The sequence below is a fragment of the Vreelandella nigrificans genome (assembly GCF_002374315.1).
GTDB lineage: Bacteria > Pseudomonadota > Gammaproteobacteria > Pseudomonadales > Halomonadaceae > Vreelandella > Vreelandella nigrificans.
The window spans coordinates 146,619-162,849 of the sequence record NZ_NWUX01000001.1 but is presented as its reverse complement, the minus strand read 5'-3'; the positions used below and the strand labels follow the sequence as shown (position 1 = coordinate 162,849).

Sequence of the window (16,231 nt, the reverse complement as noted above, 5' to 3'; positions counted from 1 at the left end):
CTACCTCAGCTGAAATTCAATACGCTGCGTGGCACGCCGCAGCTGCTGGCTTGGCTCGAACTGCCAGCGAGCAATCGCTTCACGAGCGGCGCTTTCAAACACTTGACGGGGCTGCGCATTGGTAACTTGGATTGAGCTGCTGTCGACGCTGCCATCGCGACGAATAACAAATGCCACTTCGACAAACCCCTCCATCCCCCGGCGCTGCGCTCGGGAGGGATAAGTAGGGTTAACGCGGTTTGTAGGCGCTACCTGCCCTACATTAACCGGCTCATTAGAGGGCGCTGGCTCAGCTCTAGGAGCTGCTTCACGTTCAGCCGTTGAAGGCACAGGATCGGGGGTTGCCGATGCCTGCGTCGGTGACGGCTCAGGCTGCACTTGTGGTTCAGGCGCAGGCTGCGGCCGTGGTGTTGGTGACGGCGGAGTTGGCTCAGGTGTCACTTCGGTCAGCTCAGGCAGCTCGCTATCTAGCTCCAGCGGTTCAACAGGCTCGTCAGGCAACTCAACTTCCGGTAGTGGTATAGCGCTATCCGCTATCGGGGGCGGCTCCGGCATGGGCATAGGGGGTGGCGCAGCGGCAGGTGCAGCTTCTGCGGGCTGAGGTGGGGGCGTCTCTTGCTCTGGCGCTACCTCTGGCACCTCCACCATACTCATTGATAACATCATTTCCGGCGTTTCCAGCCTACGCTCGGGCGGCGTTACCAATAACGCTAACAGCCAAAATAGCCCGATAGCCAATATTACGCCGCCTGACAATGAAAGCGCATGACGAATCATGGGGCGCTCCGACTCGCAGCCACAGCCACTTGATCAACACCAGCCTGTTTTAAACGATCCATTACTTCAATTAGCAACCCAGTCGTCGACTCCCGATCGGCCTGGATGACCACTGACCCATCTTCCGTCAACATGCCAGCTACTTCCTGACCAATTCGATGAACATCAACTGGCTTGCCATCCACCCACACCGCACCTTCAGGCGTTACCGCCACCAGCACCTGCGCATCGGGTCTAGGGCTTGCCGCACTTGATTCAGGGCGCTCAATCTCAATACCGCTCTCTTTAATAAAACTTGTCGTGACGATAAAGAAAATCAGCATGATAAATACCACATCCAGCATCGGCGTTAAGTTGACCTCATTGCTATCAGCCGTGGCATCTACAGAACGGCGTCTACGCATCATTCTCCTCCAAGGCACGTGCTAAGCGGTCATGCAGCCGCTGGTCTTCGCGACGAATCACGTGCTCTAAACGACTAATAAACAGTAACCCTACTACCGCAATCGCCATACCTGTCAGGGTGGGCAACGTGGCTCGCGCCACACCATCCGCCATGGCTCTGGCTTGGTGGGTATCACTCAATGAAAGGCTATCGAACACTGCAATCATCCCGGTAACGGTGCCCAGCAGTCCCAGCAGCGGACAAAGCGCTACCAATAACTTTAACCAGGGCAGCGGGCGACGCAGCCTAGCGACCAGAGCATCTGTCCACACATGGCGAAGCGTGCGTGCACTCCAACTGCGATGATCGCTACGCGCCGCCCACCGGCGAATCAATTTACGCCGCGCGATACGCCAGGTAATGCGGTAATACCACCAACGCTCTATGGCCATACCAAACACCAGCACAGCGACAAAGGCGAGCACCACCAGCACCGCGCCACCGGCATCGACCAGCCGCTCTACAGGCTCAAGCCAAAGGGGCAGCGTGAACATCTTAGCTCACCGCCTGGGCATGGGAGCTGGACTGGGCTTCAAGGTGATCCGCCAATGTCGCGCTCGCTTCGCCCTCAATCACTTGGGTGAGATAACGGCTGCGGCTGGACAGCGCCGTTTGAGCAAACAGCAGCGGCACGGCGGTTACCAGCCCTAATACAGTCGTTACCAATGCCTGACTAATCCCGCCAGCCATTAGCTGTGGGTCGCCAGTGCCGAATACAGTAATAGCTTGGAAAGTAACGATCATGCCGGTAACCGTGCCCAATAGCCCTAACAGGGGCGCAATGGCTGCCAGCAGTTTTACGATGGGCTGGCCACGTTCAATGCGTGGAAGCTCTGCCAACACCGCTTCATCCAGCCGCGCCTCCAACGCTTCCGGTGTTTGATGCTTATCCATATCCTGGAAACGCTGCAACACCCGACCTAAGGGGTTGTCTCCACGCAGCTCGTCTGGCGACTTACGCTGACGCCCAACCCGGCTGCTAACCAACAATAGATAGGTGTACTGAGCCAGTGCGACCAACAGGCCAAATGCCCCCAGCACAACGACTACGTAGCCAACATAACCACCTTGCTGGAAACGCTCCCAAAGACTAGGTTGCTGAGCCAGAGCCCGCAGCACAGCACCTTGGGTAGGATCAATAGTAAACACACGACTCTCACCTTGATGGTAAGCCGCCAGAACGGCACCAATCTCACGGGGTGTGCGGGGGATCTCAGCTAACTCATCCTCCTCACCACCTTTGCGCAGCAGAGCTGAATCGGTAAAAGCAGCAAAGTCGCCCAAGCGCACTACGTCTCGTGTCTCGATCGCACCACTTGAATCTGCCACCGGCAGGGTAAGCCTTTCAGCACGTCCTGTTTGCGCTGTTAGCGTCGCAAGACTATCAACTACCGCCTCTATGTGCTGGCGCTCAAGTACCTCTACCTCGCTCAAGCGTGGCGGAAGCGCATCATCGCCAATGGTTAGCCAGCTTTCACCGCCCAAGGCGTTGCGCACCTCACTACTATGCTGACCAAGGCTGGCTAACAGTGCAGTGAGCGCCTCACCCTGCTCCGCCTGACGTTCATTAAGTTCACTTGCCGTCTGCGCCTGCTCCTCCTGTAGGGCCTGCAGGACATCACGCTGCTCTTCGGCGGCTTGATGGGCTCCTCGCGCTTCCTCTAGCGCCTCTTCCAACGCCTGCTGGTCGCTGAGAAAAGATTGCAGCCGCTCTTGATCGCGAGCTTCCGCAGCTTGGCGCGCATCTCTTAATGAGCTGATATTTGTCGAATCAACATTTGTGCTTTGCTGTGCCTGCGCGGTGCCAGCGAACAAACTGAGAATTAACGTCAGTGATGTTGCAAACACCTTTGGTGAAGGCCGTGACAACCCAATCATTACTGACCTCCCTGATGCGCAGCAGCGGTAATTGAAAGCGGTAAACGTAATAAACCAGGAGTGCGCTGATCATCAGCAATGCGCAATCCATTACGCACTTCTCGGCGGGCGCTTTCATCTAGCGCTTGCCACTCACCGTTATCGGTGTTCCAGACACCTCCCTCACGACCATCTGGCGTAAGGTAATAAAATCCAATCCGACCAATGCGCAGATATTCCACCTCACGGAGAGGAGTGTCCGCAAGCTTTAGCCGACCACGCCAAGTATCTATATTACGCCCGTAATCTAGCTCTACTCGCCATGCCTCAAGAAGACCGACAATCCGTTCGACGCTCTCTGTGCCTGAATCAGCTTGCGCTGTTTTCACCCTTGCCAGCCGCTCTTCACGTAGAAATGGCACATCATTTTCAATCCAGTTGATTAACTGCTGGGTCATGTCCTGCTCAATTAACGGCAGCGCTGCACGGGTTTCGTTTAGCGTATCCAGCGCCCTACTCAACCGCTGCTGGCGTTCAGCATCGCTAGCCAGCCGCCCACTTAGTGCTGCATTAGCAGTTTCCATTTGGCGAGTTTCTCGCTCTAGGCGGCGAAGCTCCTCCAAAGCCGCGCGAGTCTCTTCATCGGCGGCGTCTATTTGTTGCTGGATAGCCGACTGGACTTGCTGGGCCTCGACACTCTGGGAGGCCTGCTCGACGGTTTCATCGCTTGCCATCAGCGAAGCACTGACAAACACCCCTGCAAGCCAGCACCCACCTAGGGCAAAGAAAGGCCTTTTCAGCACGTTACGTCTCCGTTACTAATTAGCGGCCCGCGCTATACGGCCCACTAGAAAGTCATTAGGTATAAGAACGATTTGCGTTAAGTTTAAGCACTGCATAGCCTACCACTAATAGAATAAATGACAATATTTATCATTAGCATTCAATAGAGCCATACTTTTATCGAGGCATAAAAAAGGACGCCTGCCGGCGTCCTCAAGAGTTACTAGTAAGAATAATTAGCGCTAAACAGCCACTACATAGTTTTGAGTTAGGGGAGCTAGAGGCAGCTCTAGCGCGGCCTCGTGAGTCACCCAGACCGCCTCAGCAATCTCTGCTCCAGCATGAATGGGCTCATCAATCACGACACCAAACAGATGCGCCTCAACGATCGTATCAGGCTCATTAGCAGCCACCGCTCGCCGCAGCCCAAGAGGACGGAGCTGCTCCATGTCGACACACAGGCCAATCTCCTCTTTCAACTCTCGGCATAAGGCTAGTAGAGCCGTTTCACCTGGCTCAATTTTCCCACCTGGCTGCATAAAGAAACGCGTGTTCCGCTTACGCACCAAGAGCAGGCGCCCTGCTGGATCACTTACCACCGCAGCCGCTACTTTCAGAACACTTAACGCGCTACTGGTCTCGCTCGGCAACGCCCCTCTCCCCTCTATAGAAGCCCATCATGTCTATAGTGCTCGCACACCCAGGACACTCGACACGCTATTTAGCTATAAACCTAAATCGAACTTAAAATGCCCAATCGTCATCTTCGGTGGCGACCGCTTTGCCGATCACGTAAGAAGATCCAGAGCCTGAGAAGAAGTCGTGGTTCTCATCCGCACTAGGTGAAAGCGCCGCCATGATGGTTGGATCAACATCGGTCACGCTGCTAGGGAACAGCGGCTCAAAACCTAGATTCATCAACGCTTTGTTAGCGTTGTAGTGCAGAAACTTCTTCACGTCCTCAGTTAGGCCTACCTCATCGTAGAGTGACTCGGTGTAGCGCACTTCGTTGTCGTAAAGCTCCAGCAGCAGCTCGTAAGCGTAGTCTTTCACTTCTTGCTGGCGCGCTGGCGTAGCTTCTGCCAACGCCTGCTGAAACTTGTAGCCAATGTAATAGCCATGTACAGCTTCATCACGAATGATCAAACGAATCAGATCCGCCGTATTCGTCAGCTTGGCGTGGCTGGACCAGTACATCGGCAGGTAGAAGCCCGAGTAGAACAAAAACGACTCAAGGAAAACGCTGGCTACCTTACGCATCAACGGGTCATCTGAGCGGTAGCGCTTGAGTATTAGCTCCGATTTCAACTGCAGCGTCGGGTTCTCCTCGCTCCAACGGAAGGCATCATCCACATCACGCGTGGCGCATAATGTCGAAAAAATAGAGCTATAAGAGCGTGCATGCACAGACTCCATAAAAGCGATATTAGTGTATACCGCCTCCTCATGGGGTGTACGTGCATCCTCCATCAACACCGGGGCGCCCACGCTACTTTGAATCGTATCCAGCAATGTTAAGCCGGTAAACACGCGGATTGTCAGCTGCTTCTCCTGCTGGGTTAGCGTGTTCCACGACTGAATATCGTTGGAGAGCGGCACTTTTTCTGGCAGCCAAAAATTACTGGTCAAGCGGTTCCATACTTCAAGATCCTTGTCGTCTTGCAGCCGGTTCCAGTTGATCGCATCGACCCGTGATAAGCGTTGCATAATGGTCATCAGATTGCTCTCTTAAAAATCGTTACGCACTTACAGTGTGCAGGAGACACAGCCTTCTACTTCGGTGCCCTCAAGCGCACTTTGGCGCAGACGGATGTAATAAAGCGTCTTAATGCCCTTACGCCAAGCGTAAATTTGCGCTTTGTTGATATCCCGTGTAGTCGCCGTGTCCGGGAAAAACAGTGTCAACGAAAGCCCTTGGTCAACGTGCTTGGATGCTTCTGCATAGGTATCAATTATTTTCTCAGGACCAATTTCGTAGGCATCCTGGAAATAATCGAAGTTCGCCTCATTCAAGAAAGGTGCAGGGTAATAAACACGCCCAAGCTTGCCTTCTTTACGGATCTCAATCTTCGCAGCCACCGGATGAATGCTGGACGTTGAATGATTGATATACGAAATAGAACCCGTCGGCGGTACCGCCTGAAGGTTTCGGTTAAACAAACCATGCGCCATCACTGAGGCCTTCAGCGCTTGCCAATCTTCTTGGGTAGGCAGCGCTATACCGCTTCGCTCGAATAGCCCACGCACCTTCTCAGTGCGTGGCAGCCACGCCTGGTCGGTGTACTTATCAAAGAAGGCACCTGAGGCATAAGTAGAGTCTGCAAACCCCTCAAACGACTCGCCATTCTCAATCGCCAGCTGGTTAGAGGCACGAATGGCATGGAATGCGACGCAGTAGAAGTAGAGGTTGGTAAAGTCCAAACCCTCTTCTGAGCCATAATAAATATGCTCGCGAGCCAAGAAACCATGCAGGTTCATCTGCCCTAGGCCGATTGCACGAGACTTGGCATTACCTTCCGCAATAGAAGGCACACTACGTAGGTTGCTCATCTCTGAAACAGCCGTCAGACCGCGAATAGCAATTTCCACGCTGGTACCGATATCACCTGAATCCATTACCTTGGCAATATTCATTGAGCCAAGATTACAGGAGATATCCTGACCAATCTGACGATAGCCCAGATCGTCGTCGTACTCAGTAGGTGTATTGACCTGCAGAATCTCTGAGCACAAGTTGCTCATATTGATACGGCCAGCAATCGGGTTAGCACGGTTTACCGTATCTTCGAACATAATATACGGATAGCCAGATTCAAACTGCAGCTCGGCTAGGGTTTGGAAGAACGCACGAGCATTGATTTTGTGTTTGCGAATGCGCGCATCGGCAACCATCTCATGGTATTTCTCGGTAACACTAATATCACCAAACGGGACACCGTAAACCCGCTCTACATCGTAGGGCGAGAATAGGTACATATCGTCGTTGCGCTTGGCGAGTTCAAAGGTAATGTCTGGAATCGTCACGCCCAGCGAGAGCGTTTTAATGCGGATTTTTTCATCGGCATTTTCACGCTTGGTATCTAAAAAGCGCAGAATATCAGGATGGTGGGCGTTTAAGTAAACCGCACCCGCACCCTGGCGTGCGCCCAGCTGGTTAGCGTAAGAGAACGCATCCTCCAGCAGTTTCATAATCGGGATAATGCCCGACGACTGGTTCTCAATACGTTTAATCGGCGCTCCGGACTCACGTATATTAGTAAGCAGGAAAGCAACACCACCGCCACGCTTAGAAAGCTGCAGCGCCGAATTAATCGAGCGGCCAATCGACTCCATATTGTCTTCAATACGCAGCAAGAAGCAGGACACCAACTCGCCGCGCTGCTGTTTACCACAGTTCAGGAAAGTTGGCGTAGCCGGCTGAAAACGACCACTAATCACTTCATCGACCAGTGACTTGGCCAGCGCCTCATCCCCTCGCGCCAAGGTGAGCGCTACCATGCACACGCGGTCTTCGTAGCGCTCTAAGTAACGCTTACCGTCAAAGGTTTTCAGCGTGTAGCTGGTGTAGTACTTGAAGGCACCTAGAAAGCTAGAAAAGCGGAATTTGTAAGCATAAGCCTGTTCAAACAATGCTTTGACAAAGGCAAAACTATACTGACCAAGCACTTCCGCTTCGTAATAACCTTCCTCGACCAGGTAGTCGAGCTTTTCTTCCAGAGAGTGGAAAAAAACCGTGTTTTGGTTAACGTGCTGCAGAAAATACTGGCGAGCCGCTTCACGGTCCTTATCCAGCTGTAGTTTGCCGTTGGCACCGTACAGATTCAGCATCGCATTTAGCGCATGATAATCCAGCGTACGCGTCTCACCAGCCCCCGCAGCAGGCCGTTTTGCTTCAACAACATTTTTTTGGGCTACGTTAGTCGTTTCCAAAACTCTTCTACTCCTTTGCGGACATTGGCGACATCATCATCCGTGCCAAATAGTTCAAACCGATACAGCAACGGCACCTGGCATTTTTGCGCAATAATGCGCCCTGCCAACCCGTAGGCTTCACCGAAATTAGTGTTTCCAGCAGCAATAACACCTCGCAAGAGGTGTCGATTGTGCTCATCGTTTAAAAAGCGGATCACTTGCCCCGGCACAGCTCCTTCGGTATAGCCGCCACCATAGGTGGGGGTAACCAATATGTAAGGCTGCTCTACACGCGGGGTTGGATCTTCACGATTTATCGGCAACCGCTGGGCGCTAAAGCCAAGCTTTTGCACAAAACGGTGGGTATTGCCTGACTTAGTGGAAAAGTAGACCAGCGCGCCAGCACGCCCAGCTTCCACATTAACGGTTTGCATGGTGGCAAATTACGCCAGCGCTTGAATGCGATCAGGGCGAAAACCGGACCAGTGGTCTTCACCAGCAACGACAACGGGTAGTTGGCGGTACCCAAGTGCTTCTACTTTCTGCTGAGCGCCAGCTTCAGCCGTAATATCGATAACGGTGTACTCAATCCCCTGCTTATCTAATGCGCGGTAGGTGGCAGTACACTGAACACAGGCTGGCTTGCTATAAATTTGAATTCCCATGGCTATTTCTCCTTTTCATAGCGCTGTTTTTCAGGTAGGGCATATCTAGTGCTCGCCCGCCTTAAAAGATACAAGGCATACTATATATAGACCACAGAAAAATCAATTCAAGCATATATGGTATTTTTCATCCACAGGTTATTGACAGCCAATACCCAGCTTCATACCCATAAATACAAAAACCGCCTCCAGTAGGAGGCGGTTTTTCAACGCTGCAAGCGGCTAGAACCACTTGCCATGCAGTATCACAATTTAAGCAATCGCAGCCTGATAGCGACGCTCTACATCTTCCCAGTTCACTACATTGAAGAATGCAGCAATATAGTCAGGACGCTTATTTTGGTACTTCAGGTAGTAAGCATGCTCCCACACATCCAGACCTAGCAACGGCGTATTGCCATGCATTAGCGGGCTGTCTTGGTTCAGAGTATTTTCTACTACCAATTTCTTCTCAGGGGTAACGGAAAGCCATGCCCAGCCACTACCAAAACGACCAACAGCAGCTTTTTGGAAAGCGTCTTTGAACGCTTCTAAACCACCAAGCTCAGCATCAATGGCTTTTGCAACATCACCCTGAGGCTGGCCACCGCCATTGGGCGACATCATTTGCCAGAACATGGAGTGGTTAGCATGACCACCGCCATTGTTAATTACGGCTTGACGTTTTTCTTCAGGAACACGGTCTAGGTTAGCAACGAGCTCTTCAATAGCAACGTCTTCCAGGCCAGTGCCTTCAAGCGCTGCATTCAAATTATTAACGTAAGTTTGGTGATGACGAGAGTGGTGAATCTCCATTGTCATCGCATCGATATTCGGCTCAAGCGCGTCATAGGCGTAGGGCAGTTCAGGAAGTGTATGTGCCATGCTAACTTCTCCTTAAGTGGCTTTTGTTGCGTTCATCTCACTAAGTGTGGTCTTGCTCCACCCTTTTCAACCAGCACAGCAATTTTAATTGCCATGCGCAGTGAACTTTTATTCCCCAGTACCTTAGTCAACTATTATCAGTTTATCTAATCCATCGCCAATAAAAAAGCCGACTTCAAAAGAAGCCGGCTTCCTGGCTACCTAAGATTCATTAGCTTATAGCTTACTTTCAAGTTCCGGCAGAATCTCAAAGAGATCGCCTACCAAACCATAATCTGCCACCTGGAAGATCGGAGCTTCTTCATCCTTGTTGATCGCAACGATCACCTTAGAATCCTTCATACCGGCCAAGTGCTGAATAGCACCTGAGATCCCCACGGCAATATAGAGTTCTGGCGCTACGATTTTACCGGTTTGACCTACCTGCATGTCGTTAGGTACAAAGCCTGCATCAACTGCAGCCCGCGAGGCGCCAATAGCAGCGCCCAATTTATCGGCGATGCCATCAAGCAACTTAAAGTTCTCGCCGTTACCCATACCGCGACCACCGGACACTACTACTTTGGCACCGCCAAGCTCAGGGCGATCTGACTGCGCCAACTCCTGCTTAACAAAGCTAGACTGGCCATTTTCAACCACCACACTCACTGATTCAACTGCGGCATTGCCGTTGCTTTCTACCGCATCGAAGCCAGTGGTGCGTACAGTAATAACTTTCAGCGCGTCATCACTTTTTACCGTGGCAATGGCATTGCCGGCGTAGATTGGGCGCTTAAAGGTATCGGCGCTCTCCACGGCAATTACATCAGATAGCTGGCTGACATCTTTCAAGGCAGCCAAACGCGGCAACACGTTTTTACCAGTAGTGGAGGCACTGGCCAGTACGTGTGTGTAGTCACCAGACAACTCAACTAGCAGCGCACCCATTGGCTCAGCAAGCTGATGGGCGTAAACGGCGTTATCCGCGATGCGTACTTTACTCACACCGTCGAGCTTGGCTGCGGCGTCGGCTGCGGCCTGAACACCCTCCCCGGCGACGAGAACGTGGACATCACCACCGATAGCGTTCGCTGCGGCAACGACGTGGGCAGTCGCGCCCCCTAGCTGGCCTTCATGTAGGTCGGCAAGTACCAGAATGCTCATGCGATCCGCTCCTCTTAAAGCACTTTGGCTTCGTTTTTCAGTTTGTCGATCAGCTCATCTACCGAGGCTACTTTGACGCCACCTTGGCGCTCTGCCGGAGATTCTACTTTCAGCAGACTAACCTTGGAGGCCACTTCAACGCCGTAGTCGCCAGGGGTTTTAACATCTAGCGGCTTTTTCTTAGCCTTCATGATGTCTGGCAGCTTGGCATAGCGCGGCTCGTTTAGGCGCAAGTCGGCAGTAATGATAGCCGGCAATGAAAGCGTGATGGTTTGTAGACCGCCGTCAATTTCTCTCGTTACGTTAACCTTATCGCCATCGACGACAACCTCTGAGGCGAATGTACCCTGCGGCAAGCCAGATAGCGCAGCAAGCATTTGCCCGGTTTGGTTGTTATCCGTGTCGATAGCCTGCTTGCCAAGCACCACTAGTCCAGGCTGCTCTTCCTCAACGACCTTGGCCAGTAATTTGGCGACAGCTAACGACTCAACCCGCTCGTCGGTTTCGATATGAATGGCGCGATCCGCACCCAGTGCCAGCGCGGTGCGCAGCTGCTCTTGGGCGGCTTTCGGCCCTACCGTCACGGCAACCACTTCCGTGGCAACGCCCTTTTCTTTAAGGCGTACCGCTTCTTCTACGGCAATCTCACAGAAGGGGTTCATGGCCATTTTGACGTTAGTGAGGTCGACGTCAGAGTTGTCCGCTTTGACACGGATTTTGACGTTGTAGTCGATGACGCGTTTAACCGCGACGAGTACTTTCATAGTTTCCTCGCTTGGCTTTTAGTGAAAGCCGTTAACCTGACCAGACACCTTTGCAAGGTGCCGATGAAAAATAGGAGCGGCACAGAATAATAATCACCGCTTAAAAAATTCATTCAAGCGTTTGATAGGTCTGCAAATGAAAAACCAGACCAATTTGCCACAATCTACCTGCAAGCAACAATACTCAACGTCTAAGGCCTTGGTCGTAGTTGGGTTTACGCTCACTTGATAAATGCTGCTTTTGACATCGTAGAGGTGACCTGACAGGGGTATTATGCATATCATGGGGCATAATCAGAAGCAAACGACCGTTTTAAATTAAGGCCAATCTTTTATAAGCTTACTCCCGTAGGTTAGCTTCTGTAACAGATGGCACTTAACAGAATAAGGAGAAACCAAGTGGAAAACGTTGAACGCGATGTTATGGATTTCGATGTAGTAATCGTTGGCGCAGGCCCCTCTGGGCTATCTGCTGCCTGCCGTCTGATGCAGCAAGCTAACGAGGCACAGCAAGAGCTGACAGTTTGTGTCGTAGAGAAAGGTTCTGAAGTTGGCGCCCATATTCTTTCAGGTGCCGTTTTTGAGCCGCGAGCCTTAGCTGAACTGTTCCCGGACTGGAAAGAGCGTGGCGCACCGCTCAACACCCCGGCTATCCGTGACGATGTTTATCTGTTAAAAGACGCTGAAAAAGCACAAAAAATTCCCAACATACTCGTACCTAAAAGTATGCACAATACTGGTGGGGAGCTAACCAACTACGTCATCAGTGCAGGTAACCTATGCCGCTGGCTAGGTGAGCAAGCCGAATCGCTGGGGGTTGAAATCTTTCCCGGCTTTGCTGCTCAGGACGTGATTATTGAAGATAATGCCGTACGTGGCATCTTGATCGGTGACATGGGTATTGGCGCCGATGGCACTGCTAAAGATGGCCATATGCCAGGTATGGAGCTACGCGCAAAATATACACTGTTTGCTGAAGGCGCCCGAGGCCATCTAGGCAAGCGCTTGATCAAAGAGTTCTCACTGGATGCAGATCGCGACCCACAGCATTACGGTATCGGTCTTAAGGAGCTGTGGGACATACCTGCTGAACAGCACGAACCTGGGCTTGTGCTCCACGGCTCCGGCTGGCCACTGGGCAAAAACACCCATGGCGGCTGGTTTCTCTATCACGCGGAAAACCATCAGGTCGTGGTCGGCCTTATTATGGACCTTGGCTATCAAAACCCCTGGCTCTCCCCCTTCGATGAATTTCAGCGTATGAAGCATCACCCGGTGCTTAGCCAGTATCTCCAAGGTGGCAAACGGGTAGCCTACGGTGCACGCGCATTGACTAAAGGCGGTTTGAACAGCTTACCCAAAATGACGTTCCCAGGGGGCCTGCTGATTGGTTGCGATGCAGGTACACTGAACTCTGCCAAAATCAAGGGCCTGCATACAGCCATGAAATCAGGCATGGTGGCAGCCGAGAGCGTATTCGAGGCTATTAAAGGCGGCGATGAAGGCGCACAAGAGCTGAACAGTTTCACCACTATGTGGGAAGCCAGCTGGGCCTATAAAGAGCTAAAAGAGACTGCGAGTTTTAGCCCAGCCATGCATAAATATGGCACGTTGGGTGGTGGTGCCTACAATTTCGTGAATCAGTTACTGGGCAATAAGCTACCCAATGTTCACGACACCGACACCGACTATGGCGCGCTAAAAGCAGCCTCCGAGTTCGAAAAAATCAATTATCCGAAGCCCGACGGTAAACTCTCGTTCGATAAACTAACGTCCGTGTTTCTTTCCAATACCAACCATGAGGAAGATCAGCCTTGCCACCTGCGCTTAGCTGACCCAGAACTACCGATTCGGGAAAACTTACCCAAATATGCCGAACCCGCCCAGCGATACTGCCCAGCAGGCGTTTATGAGGTGGTAGAGGATGCACAGGGTGAGCCGCACTTCCAGATCAACTTCCAGAACTGCGTGCACTGCAAAACCTGTGATATCAAAGACCCCTCCCAAAACATCACCTGGGTAGCCCCGGAAGGTGGTGGCGGCCCGAACTACCCTAACATGTAAGGCTGACTGGACAGTAAGTAAGCATAGTAGGCAAGGATAGCCATACGTGAGAAGACGGTACGATAGACAGTAAGACGGCACGGCCAGTTATGCTGGCTGTGCCGGTGGCTCTAAGCACTCAATGGGGGCCCGCCTAGCAATCAGCCGACGTCGGCCAGCCTGGGCAAAGCGTACATCAATAACCGGGTCCGAGGGATTACCCTCCACTGCCGCCACTTCGCCCTCACCAAATACCGCATGCAGTAGACGCTGGCCTGGGTAATAATGCATTTCCGCTTGATAGTCGGCACGCGCCTCGTGGACTTGAGGGGCCGCCAACTCAATATCTTCTCTGCCTAGGCGCGCTAAATAGCGCTTAACTAAACTAGGTGAGGAGACCTGTAATGCCGCCTCTGGTGGCAGAGCCGCCGCCAAACAGCCAGCCACTCGCATACCATCCTGCCAGGCACTTTCAGCAATAAATCGGCTGGGCCGGTGAGCACCACCATCATGGAGTATTAGCAACTGCTCCTGAGCACGGGTTATTGCCACATAGAAAAGCCGCCGCTCCTCTTCTAAGCGCTCATCGTTAAGCGGGTTATCTCGACTGTAGTGAGGGAAGTCCTCCTCATTGACACCAGCCACCGCTACTAGCGGCCACTCAAGCCCTTTGGCGCCATGTACCGTACTAATCAGTATGCCACCCGCCTGGTTTTCCACCGGCCGCTCTAGCAGTTCAATAAACGCATCAGGGTCTTGCACATTCTCGGCCTGCTCAATCAACACATCTAGCAAGCGCACATCTTCCTCACCTTTATCCCGCCTTGCAGCCGCACGCTTAAGGGTTTTTTCCGCATCAATTGTTTCTACCACATGGCTAAGCAGCCTAGCAGGGGGCCATGCGCTAAGCTTGGGAAGCTCACTCAGAAGCATCCAGCGTTTCTTTAATGTACGGCGCTGAAGTGGTTTGAGTGCTGCAAGTACAGGCTCATGGCGCTCTGGCCAACGCTGGTCACGAGCAAGCTGATAGGCGAGTTGCTGCAACCGCTCACGGGCGACAAACGGCGTTGGCTGCGAAAGCAACAGCAACAGCTGCTCGGGGTCATGCAGCAACCCCGGGCGGCGAGATAGCTTTAAATAGCCCGCTAACGCTTGCACCAACGGCAGCCGAAACACAAAACGATCTTCCCGCAGCAAACGAAATGGAATACCAGCCTGCAACAAGACTAGCTGGAAGGGTACCGAGAGAGCCCAGCTACGCACCAACAGGCTAGCATCACTCAGCGCACGCCCCTGAGCCCGCCAGTCCATCAAAGCATCCAGCAGCAGCCTGTTACCCTGCCCAACCGATATGCGCGTTTCTGGGTTATTTACGTCCGCCAGACAAAGCTGATCAGGGCGACGCTGATTAGACATAATCGCGTGATTGGCAGTTAGTGCCAGCGCATGACCATGCCGGAAAGTGGTCGATAGCGGGTAATCGGTAGCTTGACCAAAGGTAGCGGTAAAGTTTTCCAGCATGGTATCAGGGCGGGCGCCACGCCACTCATAAATACACTGATTGGCGTCACCGACAGCCATTACATCAGCACTTTGCCCTGCTAATACGGCCAACAAGCGCTGCTGGGCAGTATTAATATCCTGGTACTCATCAATAATCACATGATCAAGAAAACCCTCCACCCGGCGGCGCAAAGCGCTATCCGCCTCGAGCGCCTGAAGCGGCCGGTATAGCAGGTCAGCATAGGTCATCACCCCCTCAGCTTGAAGCAACCGCTCAACCTCATCAAATGCCGCTGGAAAATAGTCAGTATCCGGCTCGTAGCTAAGGCGCTCGTAAAGCTCATTAGCTGACTGCATCTCCGCCTTGACCAAGCCGCAAAAGTGAGCAAGGGCCTCCAGGCGATCACCCTCTAGCGCCGCATCGCGGCGCTCTACTGCGTCATTAAGCACATTTAGGCTTGCTTGGCGCAGCAGCCGCTCTAGCTGCCACTCTGCCGAAAGCAGCCGACGGGGTGCCAACGCCCCCCAGCGACACAAACTCTGAGTAAGCCGATGACCTAAGGAGTGGAAAGTACGAACATCTGGTAATACTTGCCCCGCTGGGGCCATACTCGCAAGGCGACGTTGAAAGTCGTCTCGGGCAGAACGGTTGAACATCAGTACCAGAATACGCTTTGGGGGTACGGCGTTGGCCAACAAATGCAGCACACGGGCTGCCATTGTGGTGGTTTTACCCGCCCCTGCAACAGCGGCAACCCTGGCGTGCCCTTTGCTGTGGGCAACCACCGCTTGCTGTTCAGCTGTTAACTTCACGGCGCCTCACTATCCATACCATCTGCTATACCATCAGTACTTACTATAGCGTCGGTATTTCCTGCATCGCCGGCACTTAAGTCATCGTCAACACTCGCGCCATCATCAGCACTTAGCTCACCCAGCAAATGCCAGCTCCCAGCGCTGTAGAGTCGTAACTGGGAACCACCCCCTTCAATATCGTGGGGAATGGCTTGCTCGACTAAGCGGTAATAAACATTACGGTGTAGACGGGCCCCCAGACCAAAACGCACAGCAACCTCAGGCAGCCTTTCACCACCAACGGTTGCCGTGAGCACCATGGGATGCTGCTCATCTAGCCGTACCACATCATCAAACTGAGTGGTAAACCACCAGGCATCGCTATGAAAATCAGCTTCTACTGCGATAAACGGACGATCTTCAACGTTTAGCCGCCAACGCTCCACAGGCGTTACCAGGCAGTAACCATCGTCATCGTGCCGCAGCAGGCTTGCCAATAACCGCGGGATTGCGGCGCGGCCAAAGGGTTGCCCTTGATGCAGCCAGACGCCATCGGCCTGAATTAAGATATCAATATCGCCAGATAGCGCTGGCTGCCACTTATCTACGGGCGGAATAGAGGCCGAGCCTTGCTGATGCTGTAGCAACCGATCAATATTCATTATCCGCCCCTCAGTATG

The 16,231-nt window shown here is 52.8% G+C and carries 16 protein-coding genes; 1 reads left to right on the top strand and 15 read right to left on the bottom strand.

Going from position 1 to position 16,231, the window contains the following annotated elements:
* The 13 genes from CPA45_RS00775 to CPA45_RS00715 form a co-directional block, all read right to left on the bottom strand.
* The gene (locus tag CPA45_RS00775; RefSeq protein ID WP_096649420.1) at positions 1-777 is read right to left on the bottom strand and encodes an energy transducer TonB; all 777 of its coding nucleotides are present in this window, start codon (positions 775-777) and stop codon (positions 1-3) included.
* Complete coding sequence (locus CPA45_RS00770) at positions 774-1,181, bottom strand: ExbD/TolR family protein (protein ID WP_096649418.1); 408 nt, start codon at positions 1,179-1,181, stop codon at positions 774-776. The genes CPA45_RS00775 and CPA45_RS00770 overlap by 4 nt, the downstream gene beginning before the upstream one ends.
* Complete coding sequence (locus CPA45_RS00765) at positions 1,174-1,716, bottom strand: MotA/TolQ/ExbB proton channel family protein (RefSeq protein ID WP_078087271.1); 543 nt, start codon at positions 1,714-1,716, stop codon at positions 1,174-1,176. The genes CPA45_RS00770 and CPA45_RS00765 overlap by 8 nt, the downstream gene beginning before the upstream one ends.
* Position 1,717: 1 nt before the next feature.
* Entirely contained in the window at positions 1,718-3,100 is a 1,383-nt protein-coding gene (locus CPA45_RS00760; protein ID WP_096649416.1) for a MotA/TolQ/ExbB proton channel family protein, read from the bottom strand.
* On the bottom strand, positions 3,100-3,882 hold the full coding sequence (locus tag CPA45_RS00755; RefSeq protein ID WP_096649414.1) for a DUF3450 family protein: 783 nt from the start codon (positions 3,880-3,882) through the stop codon (positions 3,100-3,102). The genes CPA45_RS00760 and CPA45_RS00755 overlap by 1 nt, the downstream gene beginning before the upstream one ends.
* 222 nt (positions 3,883-4,104) lie before the next feature.
* The gene (locus CPA45_RS00750; protein WP_096649412.1) at positions 4,105-4,512 is read right to left on the bottom strand and encodes an NUDIX hydrolase; all 408 of its coding nucleotides are present in this window, start codon (positions 4,510-4,512) and stop codon (positions 4,105-4,107) included.
* A gap of 94 nt (positions 4,513-4,606) precedes the next feature.
* Entirely contained in the window at positions 4,607-5,578 is a 972-nt protein-coding gene (gene nrdF, locus CPA45_RS00745) for a class 1b ribonucleoside-diphosphate reductase subunit beta (protein WP_096649411.1), read from the bottom strand.
* A 30-nt stretch (positions 5,579-5,608) separates the two neighbouring features.
* Positions 5,609-7,792, bottom strand: a complete 2,184-nt coding sequence (gene nrdE / locus CPA45_RS00740) for a class 1b ribonucleoside-diphosphate reductase subunit alpha (protein WP_096649410.1) — start codon at positions 7,790-7,792, stop codon at positions 5,609-5,611.
* Complete coding sequence (gene nrdI, locus CPA45_RS00735) at positions 7,774-8,208, bottom strand: class Ib ribonucleoside-diphosphate reductase assembly flavoprotein NrdI (protein WP_096649409.1); 435 nt, start codon at positions 8,206-8,208, stop codon at positions 7,774-7,776. The genes nrdE and nrdI overlap by 19 nt, the downstream gene beginning before the upstream one ends.
* Before the next feature lie 9 nt (positions 8,209-8,217).
* On the bottom strand, positions 8,218-8,439 hold the full coding sequence (gene nrdH / locus CPA45_RS00730; RefSeq protein ID WP_078087264.1) for a glutaredoxin-like protein NrdH: 222 nt from the start codon (positions 8,437-8,439) through the stop codon (positions 8,218-8,220).
* Between the two features lie 252 nt (positions 8,440-8,691).
* Positions 8,692-9,303 carry a superoxide dismutase gene (locus CPA45_RS00725; protein WP_096649408.1) on the bottom strand — a complete coding sequence of 204 codons (612 nt, stop codon included), beginning with the start codon at positions 9,301-9,303 and terminating at the stop codon, positions 8,692-8,694.
* 216 nt (positions 9,304-9,519) lie between these two features.
* On the bottom strand, positions 9,520-10,446 hold the full coding sequence (locus CPA45_RS00720) for an electron transfer flavoprotein subunit alpha/FixB family protein (protein ID WP_096649407.1): 927 nt from the start codon (positions 10,444-10,446) through the stop codon (positions 9,520-9,522).
* Between the two features lie 14 nt (positions 10,447-10,460).
* Positions 10,461-11,210 carry an electron transfer flavoprotein subunit beta/FixA family protein gene (locus tag CPA45_RS00715; RefSeq protein WP_096649406.1) on the bottom strand — a complete coding sequence of 250 codons (750 nt, stop codon included), beginning with the start codon at positions 11,208-11,210 and terminating at the stop codon, positions 10,461-10,463.
* 399 nt (positions 11,211-11,609) lie between these two features.
* Here CPA45_RS00715 and CPA45_RS00710 point away from each other — a divergent pair, with 399 nt between their 5' ends.
* The gene (locus CPA45_RS00710) at positions 11,610-13,274 is read left to right on the top strand and encodes an electron transfer flavoprotein-ubiquinone oxidoreductase (RefSeq protein WP_096649405.1); all 1,665 of its coding nucleotides are present in this window, start codon (positions 11,610-11,612) and stop codon (positions 13,272-13,274) included.
* Positions 13,275-13,361: 87 nt separating this feature from the next.
* Here the strand turns inward: CPA45_RS00710 and CPA45_RS00705 are convergent, their stop codons facing one another.
* The gene (locus tag CPA45_RS00705; RefSeq protein WP_096649404.1) at positions 13,362-15,569 is read right to left on the bottom strand and encodes an ATP-dependent helicase; all 2,208 of its coding nucleotides are present in this window, start codon (positions 15,567-15,569) and stop codon (positions 13,362-13,364) included.
* Positions 15,566-16,213: a DUF1285 domain-containing protein gene (locus CPA45_RS00700; protein ID WP_096649403.1), complete on the bottom strand. Its 648-nt coding sequence runs from the start codon at positions 16,211-16,213 to the stop codon at positions 15,566-15,568. The genes CPA45_RS00705 and CPA45_RS00700 overlap by 4 nt, the downstream gene beginning before the upstream one ends.
* Between the last annotated feature and the right edge of the window lie 18 nt (positions 16,214-16,231).

Coding starts and splice junctions, on each gene's coding strand:
- nrdF (WP_096649411.1), bottom strand. CDS start 5,578: ATGACCATTATGCAACGCTTATCACGGGTCGATGCGATCAACTGGAAC.
- CPA45_RS00760 (WP_096649416.1), bottom strand. CDS start 3,100: ATGATTGGGTTGTCACGGCCTTCACCAAAGGTGTTTGCAACATCACTG.
- nrdH (WP_078087264.1), bottom strand. CDS start 8,439: ATGGGAATTCAAATTTATAGCAAGCCAGCCTGTGTTCAGTGTACTGCC.
- CPA45_RS00700 (WP_096649403.1), bottom strand. CDS start 16,213: ATGAATATTGATCGGTTGCTACAGCATCAGCAAGGCTCGGCCTCTATT.
- CPA45_RS00725 (WP_096649408.1), bottom strand. CDS start 9,303: ATGGCACATACACTTCCTGAACTGCCCTACGCCTATGACGCGCTTGAG.
- CPA45_RS00765 (WP_078087271.1), bottom strand. CDS start 1,716: ATGTTCACGCTGCCCCTTTGGCTTGAGCCTGTAGAGCGGCTGGTCGAT.
- nrdI (WP_096649409.1), bottom strand. CDS start 8,208: ATGCAAACCGTTAATGTGGAAGCTGGGCGTGCTGGCGCGCTGGTCTAC.
- CPA45_RS00770 (WP_096649418.1), bottom strand. CDS start 1,181: ATGCGTAGACGCCGTTCTGTAGATGCCACGGCTGATAGCAATGAGGTC.
- CPA45_RS00720 (WP_096649407.1), bottom strand. CDS start 10,446: ATGAGCATTCTGGTACTTGCCGACCTACATGAAGGCCAGCTAGGGGGC.
- CPA45_RS00775 (WP_096649420.1), bottom strand. CDS start 777: ATGATTCGTCATGCGCTTTCATTGTCAGGCGGCGTAATATTGGCTATC.
- CPA45_RS00715 (WP_096649406.1), bottom strand. CDS start 11,210: ATGAAAGTACTCGTCGCGGTTAAACGCGTCATCGACTACAACGTCAAA.